The 14,761-nt window shown below is 34.8% G+C and carries 11 protein-coding genes; all 11 read left to right on the top strand.

The genetic code is table 11. From position 1 onward, the window contains the following. Window positions 1–43: 43 nt before the first annotated feature. The 11 genes from WBG07_RS00810 to WBG07_RS00760 all read left to right on the top strand — a co-directional run bounded on the left by WBG07_RS00810 (window position 44) and on the right by WBG07_RS00760 (window position 14,447). Window positions 44–1,222 carry a hypothetical protein gene (locus WBG07_RS00810; protein WP_340198576.1) on the top strand — a complete coding sequence of 393 codons (1,179 nt, stop codon included), beginning with the start codon at window positions 44–46 and terminating at the stop codon, window positions 1,220–1,222. A gap of 445 nt (window positions 1,223–1,667) precedes the next feature. After that, entirely contained in the window at window positions 1,668–2,180 is a 513-nt protein-coding gene (locus tag WBG07_RS00805; RefSeq protein WP_340198575.1) for a hypothetical protein, read from the top strand. A gap of 5 nt (window positions 2,181–2,185) precedes the next feature. Next, entirely contained in the window at window positions 2,186–3,907 is a 1,722-nt protein-coding gene (locus WBG07_RS00800) for a hypothetical protein (RefSeq protein WP_340198574.1), read from the top strand. A 6-nt stretch (window positions 3,908–3,913) separates the two neighbouring features. Next, window positions 3,914–5,254 carry a hypothetical protein gene (locus WBG07_RS00795; protein ID WP_340198573.1) on the top strand — a complete coding sequence of 447 codons (1,341 nt, stop codon included), beginning with the start codon at window positions 3,914–3,916 and terminating at the stop codon, window positions 5,252–5,254. 109 nt (window positions 5,255–5,363) lie between these two features. After that, a complete protein-coding gene (locus WBG07_RS00790) occupies window positions 5,364–6,506 on the top strand; it encodes an MBL fold metallo-hydrolase (RefSeq protein WP_340198572.1) in 1,143 nt (380 codons plus the stop codon). Window positions 6,507–6,707: 201 nt separating this feature from the next. Then, entirely contained in the window at window positions 6,708–8,027 is a 1,320-nt protein-coding gene (locus WBG07_RS00785) for an MORN repeat-containing protein (RefSeq protein ID WP_340198571.1), read from the top strand. A gap of 547 nt (window positions 8,028–8,574) precedes the next feature. Beyond that, window positions 8,575–10,677, top strand: a complete 2,103-nt coding sequence (locus WBG07_RS00780; RefSeq protein ID WP_340198570.1) for a galactose oxidase-like domain-containing protein — start codon at window positions 8,575–8,577, stop codon at window positions 10,675–10,677. A gap of 248 nt (window positions 10,678–10,925) precedes the next feature. Next, on the top strand, window positions 10,926–11,345 hold the full coding sequence (locus tag WBG07_RS00775; protein WP_340198569.1) for an antitoxin Xre/MbcA/ParS toxin-binding domain-containing protein: 420 nt from the start codon (window positions 10,926–10,928) through the stop codon (window positions 11,343–11,345). A gap of 2 nt (window positions 11,346–11,347) precedes the next feature. Further along, window positions 11,348–11,794, top strand: coding sequence for an RES family NAD+ phosphorylase (locus WBG07_RS00770; protein WP_340198568.1), 447 nt, complete (start codon window positions 11,348–11,350; stop codon window positions 11,792–11,794). Between the two features lie 739 nt (window positions 11,795–12,533). Further along, window positions 12,534–12,881: a hypothetical protein gene (locus tag WBG07_RS00765; protein ID WP_340198567.1), complete on the top strand. Its 348-nt coding sequence runs from the start codon at window positions 12,534–12,536 to the stop codon at window positions 12,879–12,881. Between the two features lie 6 nt (window positions 12,882–12,887). After that, complete coding sequence (locus WBG07_RS00760; protein ID WP_340198566.1) at window positions 12,888–14,447, top strand: FAD-linked oxidase; 1,560 nt, start codon at window positions 12,888–12,890, stop codon at window positions 14,445–14,447. The last annotated feature ends 314 nt before the right edge of the window (window positions 14,448–14,761 follow it).

Below are 14,761 nucleotides of genomic sequence, written 5' to 3'. Positions count from 1 at the left end.
TCTTATTATGAGTATTAAAGCTACATTCTTAAAATTATGCTACTTGTTACTTGCAGCAGCATTTCTTAGTTCCTGTGAAGATGATATAGATCTTTTGAAGGAAGCGGAAAATACTAATTCTGATTTACTTCAAATATCAGATCTTAATTATGTAGGGGCATTTCGCCTTTCAGGAGACACCTATGGTGAATCAAGTATAAATTACGCCAGTGGCGCCATGGCTTATAATAACGATAATCACTCCATTTACATAGTGGGGCATGCACAAGTAAATGCGATTGCAGAGTTTCCTGTACCGGCGTTACTAGATGAGACTGATATAACAGCGCTAAACGTCTCTGAACCCTTGCAAGACTTTCATACCGTTTTGAATGCTGTAGACAACCCTAGTAATGTCAATCGGATAAATGGGATGTTGTATAAAAATGAGCAACTGGTTATAAACGCAGAGGTGTGGTATGATGCCAGTGGAAGAAATCGCAATACCAGTTTGGTAGTTCGTGATGCAAATAACATTGGCACCTCACAAATAGATGGATATTATCAAATGGACGGTGCTGCGCATGCGGCTGGATATTTATCGCCAATTCCTAACGAATGGCACGAACGTTTTAATGCAGAATACCTTACCGGGTGGTCTTCTGTAAACTCTATAATTTCCCGATATAGTTACGGACCTTCCTTGTTCACCTTTGATCTTAACGGATTGTTGAACACTTCTTCAAATAGTGGCTCTATAGAAACGGTGCCTTTCATGAATTTTAGTTTTAATGACCAAAATTATATTACCCCACCTTCCAATGACCCCGGAGAAGCAGTTTGGAATTATCTCGCCAAAGGCATGTATGGTTTTATTGTACCTGGCACCCGTACCTTTGCGGTTTTTGGTTCAGCCGGAGGTATAGACAGTGGTATAGGTTATAAAATTACTCAGGATAATGGAAATCTATGTGGCGGATATTGCGCCTATCAGGCTTCAGACTACTACAATTACTATTGGTTTTTTGATGTGGAAGAAATTCTCAATGCCGAAAATGTGTCTAGTCCACGTCCTTATGCCTACGGGAAATTTTCGATTCCTTTTGATGACGATGGCAGTCATCGTATTATTGGTGGTTCTTTTGATAGTTCATCGGGACTACTATATCTAGCCTTGGGAAAAGCAGGACAGGTAGGACAATATGATCGCCCGCCACTCATTGTAGGCTATAAAATGCCTTAGATTAAAGAGTCTCATTAAAACACTAAGAAAAATAGAGTTCAGCGAATAATTTTGAACGCTCTCCCATATGCTTTTTAGGACCGCACATGTTTAAAGTAAACAAGCTTGTGTTTACTGCTCATAAAGCCTAAAATCATGAAAGACTAGGAGGAGCTATAAGTATTACTTCCGTTAAGAAAAGGGTATCAACTAAAGCTATATTTATTCAAATTTTGCAAGAAATAATTATATTTTAAAAAGTTCCTAATTGTAATAATTCAACTAAATTTACAATTCAAAAGTAAAAATGTACAAAAAAGTAGTCAAGATTCTTTTTTTAGGATTGTTCATTCTTTGCACTAGCTGTTTCGAAATTATAGAAGAAGTTAGTTTTAACAAAGAGGGTTCGGGTCATGTATCACTTACTATGAATTTAAGTAAGAGTAGGACCAAATTAAACTCTATAATGTTGCTCGATAGCATTAATAACTACAAAATACCTTCCAAAACAGAAATTAATCATAAAATCGCTCAAGCAATTGAAAAGATAGCGCAAATTGAGGGCATTTCGGGTGTTAAAAATTCTTCTGATTTTGAAGAATACATTTTTACCATTTCTTGTGATTTCACGAATGTAGAATCATTGAATACAGTAATTTCACATTTCAGCACCAAAAAAGATGCGGCCATTATAAAACAAGAACAACATTTTAGTTTCAATAAATCTCAAAATACGTTTACGAGAAACTATCATTATAATCTTTCTCAAGAATTCAAAAAAACAAACATAGAAGATCGCAAGGTTTTTGAAACCGCTACAATGACCACTATTTATCGTTTTGAAACCCCAATTATTTCATCAAAAAACCCTACTGCTAAAATAGCTGGAAGTAAAAAAGCAATCATGTTAAGAGTGAATGCTCAAGATATTATTACCAATAGAACATCAATCAAAAATCAAATAAAACTACAGAAGTAATTATTATGAAAACAAACCTACTATTCATTGCTGTAATTATATCATTTACCTGCATAGCTCAAAACATTGAAAGTAAAATACCAAACAGCGCAGAAGCGGTGATTTCTATAAATGGAGATCGCTTGATTGATTTAGTCTCTATTGCAGAATTTGATGACTATACCTTTGCCAAAGAAATGTTTGATAAGTTAAATAGAAAAAGAGACTCTTCGTTAACTATCACCAGTATTGAAGACTTAGGATTTAATTTGAACTCAAAGGCATTTTATTTTTATAAGACAACAGATAGTATCAACTATCATAATTTCTTAGTGAAGTTAACCGATAAAAATAAGTTTGAAAGCTTGATCTCGGAGCGAGATAGAGAAAAAATAATTTCAGAAGATGGAATACGTATGATGGCAGATAATAGTAGTGTTGCACTATGGAATGACAATTTGCTTTTGTTTTCCGGGTACGAAAAAACATATAATTACCTTAATGAAAATATAGAACGCTTTATGGCTCAACCAGAAAATAAAGAGCTATCAGATTATGAAGTGAAGAAAAGAATAACTTCCAAATGGGCAAAAGCATATGCGCTAAGCATTTTTAAAGGAACAAATGAAGCCTCCATTTTAAACGATGGAAACTATAGAGCGAATAAAGATAAAAATGCAGTAGCATCTGTATGGGTTCGTAACTATGGTCAATTAATGGAAGGAGCCATGTCTGGCATATATGACATGGTGGGTGTTTCATCGCTTGGGGCATTGAAATCTTCTTCTAATTTAGCTGGATTCAAGAGTATTGTTGCTAATTTATATTTAGATGAAAATAATGCCAGAATGACCACCGAAATGGAAGTGAATTCTGATTGGGGTAAGATATTTGAAAATGTTTACAATTCTAAATTAGATAAGAATTTTTACAACTATTTTAATCAGAATGATGTCTTAGCATACATGAGTTTTTCTACCGATATGCAGGCATTTATGGAAGAATATCCTACTTTTATAACGAGTGTGTATGGTGAAATTATGCCAAAATATAAGGAAGAGATGATGCTAGGTAGTGAATTCTTGTCTCTTGTATTAGATGAAGAAGCAATAGGGGAATTAATAACCGGTGATATGGTACTTCTATTGAACGATTTTGGAGAGAAAGAAGTAACCTATTTGTCTTATGAATATGATGAAGAGGATTATAAAAGAAAAGAAGTAACCAAAACAAAAAAAGAGGTAATGCCTGATTTTACCATCATGATAGGATCCAAGAAAGAGAAACTGCTCAATAAAGCGGCTCTTGTAGCCATTAAGTATGAACTTTTTGAAAATAAAGAAGGTTACTACAAGATAAATGCACCTAAAAATGAAATTCCTGTGGATTTATATACCGCAGTAAAAAACGACATTTTGTTCTTTACTACTTCAAAGGAAAAAATTTCAAATATTGTAAATAATCGTGTGGTTAAAAATGTAGGAAAGCATCAAAAACTTATGAGTAAGAATAGTGCTGTTTTTTATATGAATGGGCAAAAAATGATGGCTAAAATACCCGCTTCAGAATTAAATAAAAAGGAGCAAGAATATCTAAAGTATGCCAATGATCATTTTAAAGATGTGTATTTTAAATCGTCTAAAATGAAGGGCAACAAATTGCAATCAGAAATGAAGATTAATATGGCTACTTCTCAGGAAAATTCATTCAAAGTATTTTTAGACTATATCGAGGTTTTAGCAAACTGAAGATAGATGAGAAAAAAGCTTACTTATCTTTTTGTAATTATCAGTATTGTAGTAATCACGTTATATCTTTTTAGGTATAAAAGTGCTTTAACTATTGAAAATAAAATCCCTAGTACTGCTACTGAGATTGTACAAATTAATCTCCGTCAAATAGAACATCATTTGTTAGTTGATGGGATTAAGAATCCGTTTAAATATATAAGCCTTAAAAGTAAAAAGAAAGATACCACCGCTTCATTTATTGAAACAATAGTGATACCGAAGAATTTGTTGTTTTTCACCAACAATGATAATTTTAAAGGGGGATGGTTTAGTACTATCATAAAGCTTAAAGACTCTGTTGAGCTTAGAAATTGTTTGTTACAAGAAGGCTTTAATGACTTTACTGATGAAAAGATAACATTCTTTAGTAAAGGTAAAGTGGTTATCGCTATAGCTGGTAAAAAGGGGATAATTGCCTACAAAAAACAGCAAAGCCTATCTGTAAATGCTGCTATTCAAACTGTTTTTAATGAAACTAGTTTTTATAAAAAAGAAACAGATATACTCAAGTCAATTAAGAATTCTAAAAGTGATATTACATATGTTAATGCAAAGTCTGATTTTTTAGAAGCAGATTTTAAAAAAGGACTCTTTGAAATTAAAGGCAAGGTTCAATCTGAACTATTTGTAGCGGATGCTTACAATGCAGATTCCAAAAACCTTATAGGATTTATAGCGACTAAAGTAAACACAAATCATCACATCTTCAGATCCCTTATATCAGACAAAAATAAGACCAAATTCAAAGATTTCACAAAACTCTCTATTGACTCTATTGTAAACAATTGGAATGGAAGTGTAGTATTTAATCTAAAAAATATTGACACAAAAACAGATACTATTATCACGTACGAGTACGATGATGATTTCAACAAAATAGAGAAAAAATCAGTACAAAAAACCAATATACCTAATGTAACAATCACCTTAGGAAACGATGCAAATCTCTATGGTTATTTTTACACTCATAAGATAATTCAAATTAAGGAAGGAGATACTCTTTTTGCAGGGATACCAGTATATAAAATGTATGCAAGAAGACAGGAAAACTATCTACATATTTCTTCTCAAAGACAGCTTGAAACTCGTTTGTTAAAAGAAAAACAATACAAATTTAATGCTCATATAAACATACATAGTTATTTAGAAAACCCACTAGAGTTTTCTTTACTACCTATTAAAAATGACTACCTCCAATTAGTAGAGAGCGTCTCTGCCCAACTCACAATAAACGATGAGTTATTAATACAGCTCAGACTGAGGAACAACGGGCGTAATTTTCTTGGTCAATTTATAAAGCCTTAACAAATAAACAGCAATTAGAGCTTCCAAAATAGTACCTGTTAAAAAATAAGTTTGTTATTGTTTTATGTAATAAACAGGTGCAATATTAGCTATATGATAACTAAGAAATATGAAAAATAGGGTCGTAAAATTTTTAAAACGAATAGCGCTAATTATAGGTGTTTTTATAGTTGCGATTAGTATAACGGTATTGTTATTTGTGCATTTAAGTCCTCAATTTGGAGGAGAACCTACTGCCGAACAAAGTGCGGTTTATGCAAAATCTGATAATTATCAACATGGGAAATTTGTTAACAAGAATGAAGTAAAATTAGATATGAGTCTGGGTGATATGGTAAAAAGTTTAATGAGGTATCTAAAATCACAACCTAATACGTTTCCAAAAGGAAACATCCCTGTTGTGAGCATAGATTCTTTAACTATTGAAGAATACAATGGGAGTACACGACTTATTTGGTTTGGGCATTCGGCCTTCTTACTGCAAATTGATACTAAAAACATATTGATAGACCCAATGTTTGGAGAGGTGCCGGCACCACATCCTCTGCTAGGGAGTAAACGCTTTAGCAAAGAGTTGCCTATTGAAGTTGAAAAATTACCAAAAATTGATGCAGTGCTTATTTCACATGATCATTATGATCATTTGGATTATGGCTCTATAAAAGTATTGAAAAATAAAGTCAGAATGTTTTTTACACCATTAGGTGTGGGAGTTCATTTGCAAGAATGGGGAATAGAAAAGGAACGAATTATAGAGTTAGACTGGTGGCAGGAAACCATATTTGAAGGATTAAATTTTAAGTGTGCCCCAGCGCAACACTTTTCGGGTAGAGGTCTTACCGATAGAACAAATACCTTATGGAGTTCTTGGATCATACAATCAAACACAGAAAATATATTCTTTAGTGGAGATAGCGGTTATGCGAATCATTTTAAGGAAATAGGAGATAAATATGGTCCTTTTGATTTTGCGATGATGGAATGCGGTCAATATAATGAAATGTGGCCAGATATCCATATGTTTCCCGAAGAGACCGTACAAGCAGGAATAGATATAAAAGCAAAAAGAATAATGCCTATACATTGGGGAGCATTTAAGTTGGCAATGCACTCTTGGACAGATCCAATAGAACGTCTTCTGATAAAGTCCAAAGAATTAAATATGAATGTTGTAGTGCCAAAAATTGGAGCACCTGTTTTATTGAAAAATAAGTTGGGTATAAATGATGAATGGTGGGGTAATTTTAATTGATGTTCACCATAACCTTATAAAATCTGAAGTAAAACTATTGAAGAGATGCGTGTGCATATTTTTCTAAACTTAGAAGAAAGCCAGTAAATAGTAGCAAATGGCAATAAGGTGAAAATAGCTCTTTTTTTAGATTAAATGATGCCTCCAATTGAGGGTATTTCATGTTTTTTGTTACCTTAAAATAAAGTAAACGTTATTGCAATGGATGAGATACCTGTTTTAGATGCTTTACAACAAGCAAGGGAAAGAATACAAACCTTTGATAATAATTGGGCACAACACCAACTAGATCTTTCAGGGCTGGGCCTCACGGAGGAGAATCTGCAGACACTTATGCCTTCAATTCATCTGCTAGGCAATCTAAATCAATTAGACCTTTCAGACATACCGTTGAACAATACGGCTATTGAACAACTTGGATTATCAGATTTATTTGGTACCCAAAAGGTAAACATCTCTTATGGCGAAAATGATACCTATAATGGAGATCTTAGATTCGGAAAGTTACACGGAGAAGGCATTAGAAACTTTGCTAATGGAGATGTTTACGAGGGGCAGTTTACACGTGATAAGTTTAACGGACAAGGAAATTTGAAACGTGCCAATGGTAATTCTTATGAAGGAGCATTTAAAATGGGGGCTTACCATGGGCAAGGGGTATTTAAAAATGCAGGAGGAGACTCACATGAAGGAACGTTTGTAGAAGGAAAAATCAATGGATGGGGTACCTCTAGATATAGCAGTGGGGAAGTTTTAAAAGGCGTTTTTGATAATGGTAAAATAGTGTTTGACGATTCGGAACACCAAATGAAACCAAATACAGTGCTTACTATGGTGGTCAGATCTAATAGAATGGTCAAAGAAAACAGAAGTGCGCAATACGAGGCTCATAAACACAAAAAAGGAGGATTACCAGTTAAAGTTGCGGTGGTTGCTAATGGCAGGGAACTTTTAGATGCGATTAAGGCATTGTTGGAAACACAAAAAGACACCAAATCCTTTCGTCTTGCCTTTAATCAACACAGCGGCAATAGAGTTAACCCAGATATCAAAATAAAAGAAGAAGAAGCCAAGGCCATTTTGCAATTACTAATCGATAAAGGTATTGAGGACATCAAAATATCATCACATAGTTGCAACCTTTGCGAAGCTCAGCTGTTTATTGATTTAGCTCCTAATTATATCCAGAATGCCCAAATAACAGTATTGACCGTTCCAGATGGTAAAAATGCCTTTGAAGGTTGGAAAAAGAACAAAAACGGAGAGAAAAAATTTACTTCCTTTTATGTAAATGATGAAGGCGATTATGCTTTGAGAGACAAATATATTTTCAAGAAAGAACAAAAGCAGCAGTCTGAAACGTTTTCAGACACCAAAGAAGCCCAAAAGGAAGCATTTACAGTGCCTTTAAATCAGGAAAGACTTAGTTTAACTTCAGGGAAGGAAAGAACGGCTCCTAGGCTCCAACCAAGAAAAGTAATCACCCCTAATTTAAACCCCCCAAAAAAACAAGGTCTTTAAGTTGTGTTGCCGATTAATTATTTTAAAAGAACAAACCTAATGAGCTAGGTAAAAAAAGGCTTGTCTATCTTTTTATAACGATAGCTATTGTGTTTTAGGCACTTGGTTAGCAGTATTATATAGCCCAAAGACATTACTCAACCCAGAAGTTATTTGTTACAAAAGGGGTTTGATGAATTGGCAGCTCAGGTATTTGAAGCGTCTATTGAGGAAAGAGCTATAAAAGTACGTAAGCCTATCTGTGTCCTTGATTGTGACCTGGTGATCAACCTTCGCCAAATTGAAATAATTATCCAAGAGAATTCAGGAATTTGAATTAAAAACTCCATAGGCAGCAGTTAGAAGAATCTACTAGGAATCATCGTACGATGTAGTACTAACATCGGAGTCAGATATATATTAAAAGAGCTAATTAAAGTCGTTCTAAAGAGCGGCTTTTTTAATGTTCAATATTTTTAAATTTAATTTATGTATCTATAAATCAGGGATTTTCCCCTTGTTTCGGAATTGAAAATTTAACATCTTTAAACACCTTAATTCTGTATAGATGAGAAATTATGTCATAGTTTTTGTTTCGATGTTTTTTTTAACTGGCTGTAATGATACCTGTGAGAACCTGGGAAGTTGGGAAACAACAGAAGATTCGATGGAGCTGGTAGCAGTGCATGCTGCCCTTTTACCTAATGGAAAAGTACTAACCTTTAGTTATAATGACCGTAATGCACTAGAAGAGAGCGAAGGAAAATATCAAATATGGAACCCTGAAACCCGAAGTCCGGAGGGAGAGAACACCTATATAGAAGGGTGGAATCCCTTTTGTTCAGGGCATAGTTTTTTGGGAGATGGAAGACTTTTTATTGCGGGTGGACATGTGCACTGGCCAGGTGAATCCGGTGCAGAAAATGTTGCAACTATTAATTTGGACGAATCAGGCAATCCCAACTGGGATATTGATTTCAAGGCTATGGGGAATAATAGATGGTATCCTACGGTGGTAACGCTTGCAAATGGTAATGCACAGGTCATAGGAGGGAGTTCTCCTATATTGGCTTACAATTGGGCGGGAACGAATGATGATTATGAATATTATGATCTTTTAAATGACCGTTACGTTAACAAAAATATTACTACTATTGACTATCCGGAGGACGGGGCTTTCAATTATCCTTCAAATGATGAACGTCAAGAAGTAGCTTCCGGAAAGAAACTTGCAGGACTTTACCCACTTACACATTTATTACCGAAACCTGACGATGGAAGTGCTCCTGATGGGATTTTATTTGTATTGACTGAATCATTTTTACGGCTTTACAATCCTACTACGAACCGTATTATCAATACTAAAATAGATGTAGGTGGATTTCGCACCTGGTGGACGCAGGGGTCTTCGGTATTACTTCCCATACCCATTGATGAAAATGGAAATCCTCCAGATACCGTAAAAGTAATGGTGATTGGTGGAGGAACTAAAGGAACAAATGATGAGAATGTTCCCGCACTTTCAGATATTAAGATTTTCACCTACGATGTGAATGCCCAGACCATTAGTGAAACACAAAAGTTCGAGAGTGCAGGAAGACTCATGGGAGACGGTATTTTGTTACCGGATGGAAATGTACTCATTGTGGGAGGTGCTAAAACAGGGTATGCAAATACCAACCAAGACAGATTTTTAAAGGCAACCTTGTTAAAAATAGTTAATGGGGAACGCGTAGCTGGTTACAGAGATTTAGCAGATGCTGAGGAGGACCGCGGCTACCATGCTTCTGCGCTGTTACTGCCCGATGCCAGTGTTATGGTTTCTGGAGGTAATGGAAATTGGTTAGGAATGGATGGTCCCGAGGAAGAGCTCACATCAGTAGAAGTGTTTTCTCCGCCCTATATAGACAATCCTTTGCTTACAAGACCTATCATTTTTGATGCGCCGGAAACCCTTCAGTTAGATCAGGAATTCTCGGTTACGGTAAACGATCCTGATGTAGCTTCCAGAATTGTACTAGTAAGACATGGTTCCAGAACACATTCGTTAGATACAGATCAACGTTTGCTAAACTTTACGGCTGTAAAAACTACTTTGAGTGACGGGCGGATTCGCTTAACTGCCAGAATGCCCGACGATGCAAGTTATATACCACCAGGACCTTATATGATCTTTGTGTTAAAAGAAATCGTAGAGGATTCTGAGGATATCTGTCCTCAAGACTTTATTCCTTCCAAAGCTAAACACGTACTTGTTAGTAATTATCTTGAGAAAACAAACGAAATGGTGGAAGAGATTTCTGTGCGCATCACGACAGGAGAAGATGATCTTAGAGGAGATAATAGAGCATTTATTGAGATTTATGATCGCAATGATGATTTGTTAGGAGAGATTAAATTAAATGATGGTGGGGAGTCTTTTGCAAATGGCAGTATAAACACTTTTAATTATACCTTTGATTCGTCTATATCTTTGCGCAATTTCGCTTATATAAAAGTAAGACATACTTCAGGGATTGATAATGTAGTGTTGGATCCTGATAACTGGAGTATCAATCAAATAACTGCACGTTTACGAAGTGGTATCAATTGGCGCACTCAGATTGATCTAAGCGGCGAACCTGTGATAAGATTATCTGAGACTTTCAAAGACTGGAAAGTAAGTTTTTAGCGTTAACTTATGCTTTTAATTCCTAGTGGCCGCCCTTTGCGATTTATCAATTATATATTCAATAAGGAGCCGAGTGATCTCAAGGATTGTTTGCTATTGCCAACCAAGTCAATATACATAGTTTGTTAACAGAGTATAAAAATCAGGTTTATATAAGAATCTAAAGGCTTGAAATTAGGCCTTTTATTTGGTATATCGCATAAAAAAGCGTAATTTTACGTTTGTAAAAAAGTAAAAATACCACAAAGATGCTTGCAAGGCAAAAAGTAATAGACTTAATTCCCACCGAGGCAGATCCCGCTTGGATGCTTAGCTTTTTACAAGATAAGAAATTTACTATCAATCACGTTCGTGCACTTAAAGCATTGAGTCACATCAATATTCGAGAGCTTTCACAAATCTTAAACATTAATCCAAAAACATTTACCACCTACACCAAAGATATTTCTAAGATTAAAATTGATACTAAAGAACACATTATTTTATTAATTTCTTTGTTAAAGAAAGGAGCAGAAGTTTTTGGAGATACGCAAGATTTTAACGAGTGGCTAGAATCACCTAATGTATTTTTTGATCACAAAGAGCCCATTTCTTTTTTAAATACCATAAGTGGTATTCGTTTCGTAGACAGCCGTCTTACCGCCATGGAATACGGTGACAACGTGTAGTAATGGACGTATTTCGAATTTCACAGACCAGGTATGCGGATAAATTAAGTGCTTCCGGTGCTCCAAACCGCTGGAATAAAGATAATGAGTATGTAATTTATACCTCTCAAAGCAGAGCCTTATGCACTTTAGAAATGGTAGCCCACCGAAATGCTCGAATGAAAAAACTCGATTACCAACTGCTGCGTATCTCGGTTCCTTCCGATAAAAAATACTACTTAGAAGTAGAAGCTTCTTTACCCAAAGACTGGCGATTATTAAAACATTACAGTCAACTTCAAACCATTGGAAGCGATTGGTATCGGGAAAAAAAATATTTGATTCTAAAAGTGCCTTCAGTGCTAATTCCGGGAGAATACAACTATGTAATCAACACCAATCATCCTAACTTTAGCAAAGTACGCATTGCATCCAATAGTCCGTTTATTTGGGATCAACGATTGTTATAGTTCAGGCTCTTTACCCTATTTTAAAAGATTTTAGACCTCTAAATATACTGACTGTAATTTAAGCAAAATTTAATAGGGGTAAGCTACTTTTCCAATCCAGACCCTAACTGCATTTTAATCTTAAATAATCTGAGTTCGATGTAAAAAGAACTACTTTTTCTACGGATTTTTTTCTTTTCTGCAGCATAATAAGGCTTTCCTAAATTTTAGTTCACTAAATTCTATTTTCTTCAAAGGAGTTCATGAATTTACATTTCTCCCCCGAAGGATTAGGGCTACGAAGATTCTTAACGGAAAACCTTGTTACACAGCGGAAAAAGACAATTTCGAACTCGATTTTAATTCTTATTTACATTGAACTGACGTTAAATATTCTTTGCCTGAAGCGGCGATATTTAAGGAATGGCTTTAATTAATTTTTTTTCATACCTTAACATAAGGAACTTATTATTAGTTATTAAACGCCCCCTGTTTAAAAAACGTAAAAATATTTTAAGGTATGAATAGTACCCATGAGTGGGTATAGTTTGTGATTAGCAAATTTCTTAGTATTGCTTGGTGTATTGCATAAATTATTTAATCATAGAATATATAGGATAGCAAATTAAGGAATTCTGGGAATGTAATTGTTCCATCTTTCATTGCAAACTGTTAAGAGTTAGTTATTGACTTACAGTCCCCACAAACCCTAATGGCTACGATTAAATAACTTCATAAAACAACCTTTAATAAATAAAATATGAAACAAATTAGACTTCTGCTACTCCTGCTTAGTTTTTTACTGTTAGCATCTTGTTATTCTGTTAGATTGAGAAATATTAATGGAACGCCGCAACCAGATCCTTTTTCAGATAGAGATGACTATTATCGTGGAATGGCGGTTATTGAAATAGATACCGTTATTAATATGAAATTGACTTCAAAAGACTTTACTTACCTCATTAAAGAAAGTGATTCTTGTGAATCTGGTAAATTAAATATTGTTGAATATCGCAATACATTAGGAGGGATACTACTAAGTGCGATAACTTTTGGGAGAAAGAGAAAAGTGAAAATTAAATATGTGTGTGAAAAACTTCAAAACTAAATTAGTATGGCTACCACAAAATCTAAACAATTAAACGAGTGGAATACTTTACATAAAAATGGTCCTTTTCCTTTAAAATTGTTGTACCAAACAAAATTAGAAGGGGAAAGAGTAATGCCAGATAAAGTGGAACGTTATAATGATGTAGCACTTGAAATACAGCGATTAATAAAAGAAACTCAAGATGCAGGGGAGGGTTTTCGGGCTTATGGATCTGCTTGGTCAATGAATCGAATTGCAAGCCATAAAGACAGGATGCATTACAATGGATTTATGAATCTTTCAATGCCCATTCACGCTAAAGATTGTCACCCAGACAATACATATGATCCAACAAATTTATTCCTATTTGAATGCGGAAACACCATTAAAGAAATATCTGAAACTTTAGCTGAAAATGGAAAATCGCTTAAAACAAGTGGAGCCAGTAATGGGCAAACAATTGCAGGCTGTATTTCTACAGGCGTTCACGGTGCGGGTCTTGACGTTGGGGCTGTGCAGGATTTTGTAGTGGGTCTTAACCTTATTATTGGTCCAAATACTGATGATATTGTCTATCTTGAACCTAAATCTAAACCTGCTTTGAGTGATCACTTTTGGCATGCCTTAAATTCTAGGGTAATAAGGGACGATGACTTATTTTATGCTGCCTTGGTTGGATTGGGGAGTTTTGGATTTATTCACGGGGTAGTAATAGAGGCAGAACCCGTATTTCTTTTAAAGCGTTATGTGAAAAATATAAGTAAGCACTTAGCGTTTGAACTTGCAAATACCATGGATTTTAAAAATTCACCATTTACCATCCCAGGAGAGACAGATGCTCAAGGAAAAGGCAATCGCCCTTATCACTATAAAATCTTTATCAATCAATATAGTGATGATCCCAATTGTGTGGTAGAAGTAATGTATAAAAAGCCGTATCATGAATCATATCCAGATCCTTTTCCAATAATTAAAGAATCATTATATCGAGATTTAATTTACCTCTTTGTAAAACTCGCTGAAAATTTTCCAAAGAGTATTCCTTGGTTGGTTAAACGTTTACGTAAAACAATTCTACCAAAAGTTGATGAAGAAACTACAGGGATGCTCAAAGAGATTTTTTGGGATGCCCCTTACCAAGGACCAGCATTTGCTTGTTCCTTTGGGGTTCACCATAAAAATGCTGAAAAAGTAATGCATCTTCTGGGTAAATTAACCCGTGAGGAAGGCCCAATTCCCGGGATATTTGCATTGCGTTTTGTAAAGCAGACCAAAGCTACTATTGGTTTTACCAAATTTCCAATTACCTGTGTGATTGAGATTGATGGGGTACTTTGGAAAAAAACCAAAAAAATAATGAGTCTAGAAGAATATTCAAGACGGATGATAGAAGTGTTGAAAAAAAACAATATTCCTTTTACCATTCATTGGGGAAAAAATAGTGATTGGGAATTTCCAGAATTGGTCACTCATATGTATGGCGACAATGCAGAAAAATGGATAGCGCAACGCAAAAAATTAGTATCAGCTGAAATGCAACATCTGTTTTCAAATAAATTTTTGAAGATTATTGGCTTAGAGTAAGGAGACTTCCTTATAACTTCCTTAAAAATTTTATCTCAAAGTTTTTCTGCAAGGTTCATAAAACACAATGCTTTCATAAACACCTAAACACAAAGTAGGAGTAGAGCGAGGAAGCACTTTTAAGACAACAATGTTTTCACGAAGCTTTTATTAAGTATAGGAGGGAGGTGTACTAAATGGAACGGCATTTTGCACTAATTAATTTGAAATACAATTGCCTGGTTCATCCAGTGGAGGAGTAGCCGTAATATAGGTCATAATCCACATGAAGATTTGACAAACATGTAATTGCAATCATATAAAGGATGACTTAA

The sequence above is a fragment of the Ascidiimonas meishanensis genome, assembly GCF_037782385.1.
Taxonomy (GTDB): Bacteria; Bacteroidota; Bacteroidia; order Flavobacteriales; family Flavobacteriaceae; genus Ascidiimonas; species Ascidiimonas meishanensis.
This window is presented reverse-complemented; position numbering and strand designations above follow the sequence as displayed.